Annotated in this window: 2 protein-coding genes; both read right to left on the bottom strand. The window is 60.3% G+C overall.

The window, feature by feature from the left end:
• Positions 1-1,179 (bottom strand): potassium-transporting ATPase subunit KdpA (gene kdpA, locus FEM54_RS32570; RefSeq protein WP_138454281.1); only part of this gene is annotated, 1,179 nt, incomplete at its 3' end.
• A 9-nt stretch (positions 1,180-1,188) separates the two neighbouring features.
• Positions 1,189-1,278, bottom strand: coding sequence for a K(+)-transporting ATPase subunit F (kdpF, locus tag FEM54_RS32565; protein WP_003218754.1), 90 nt, complete (start codon positions 1,276-1,278; stop codon positions 1,189-1,191).
• Between the last annotated feature and the right edge of the window lie 111 nt (positions 1,279-1,389).

Raw genomic sequence — 1,389 nt, 5'->3', positions numbered from 1 at the left:
GATCAACACGTTGAGCAACATGCCGTACATACCGGCGCCGACGCCGCCGAAGATCACTTCGCCGACCATCATGTTGACCAGCGCCACCATGCCGCTCAGCGGGTTGAGGCTGTCGTGCATACCGTTGACCGAACCATTGGACGCCGCTGTAGTGGTGACCGACCACAACACGGTGGCAGTGGTACCGAAGCGCACCTCTTTACCTTCCAGCGGCGCGGTTTGCTCAACAGCTGGGTTGTTCAGGGTGGGGTTGGGCTGGTATTCGGCCCACAGCGAGGTCGCGCCGCCGATCAGGAACAAGGCCAGCATACAACCGAGGATCGCCCGGCTCTGACGCAGGTCTTTCACGTAATGGCCGAAAGTGAACACCAGCGCCACCGGGATCAGGATGATCGCCGACAACTCGAACAGGTTGGCCCAGGCAGTCGGGTTCTCAAACGGGTGCGCCGAGTTGACACCGAAGAACCCGCCACCGTTGGTGCCCAACTGCTTGATCGCAATCTGGCTGGCTGCCGGGCCGAGTGGGATCACTTGGTCCACGCCCTGCATCGTCACGGCATTCACATAGTGAGCGAAGGTTTGCGGCACGCCCTGCCACACCAGGAACAACGCGAACACCAGGCACATCGGCAGCAGGCCGTAGAGGGTGGCGCGGGTCATGTCGACCCAGAAGTTGCCCAGGGTCTTGGTGGATTTACGCCCGATACCACGGCACAACGCGACCAGCACAGCCAGGCCAGTGGCGGCGCTGACGAAGTTCTGCACGGTGAGACCGATCATCTGGCTGAGATAGCTCAGCGAGGCTTCACCGCTGTAGTTCTGCCAGTTGGTGTTGGTCATGAAACTGACCGCCGTGTTGAAGGCCAGCGTCCATTCCTGACCCGGTAATTTCTGCGGGTTAAGTGGGAGATATTCCTGGAACAACAACACGGTAAACAGCAACACAAAACCGGCCAGGTTGAACGCCAGCAGTGCCAGCGTGTACTTCTGCCAGCTCTGTTCCTGGTGCTCGTCCACGCCGGACAGGCGATAACAGCCGCGCTCGACAGGGCCGAGCACGGGCGAGAGCCAGGTGCGCTGGCCTTCCATCACCTTGTAGTAGAACCGCCCCAGGAACGGTGCCGGCACCAGCACCACGGCAAAGAAGGCGATGATCAGCCAATAGTCATAACTGTGCATAGCCTGCTCCTAGTTCCGATCCGCGCGTAACAGCGCAACCAGCAGATAAATGAACAGCGCCACGGCCAATAGCAGTGACACCCCGTCCAGAACGCTCATGGAAGTCTCTCCGTTTTGCGGCGATTGCCGCGTGTGGGGCAATTGTCGGCAGGAGTGGCGTAAAGGAACGAGAGCGAGGGCATGGGCGGGGCGTAAAGACGGCGTAAAGAG

This window comes from Pseudomonas edaphica (assembly GCF_005863185.1).
Taxonomy (GTDB): domain Bacteria; phylum Pseudomonadota; class Gammaproteobacteria; order Pseudomonadales; family Pseudomonadaceae; genus Aquipseudomonas; species Aquipseudomonas edaphica.
Note: the sequence above shows the minus strand (reverse complement) of the source record. Positions and strands in the feature narration are given on the sequence as shown.

Excerpts from the sequence above, each read along its gene's own strand:
- kdpF (WP_003218754.1), bottom strand. The coding sequence starts at position 1,278 with ATGAGCGTTCTGGACGGGGTGTCACTGCTATTGGCCGTGGCGCTGTTC.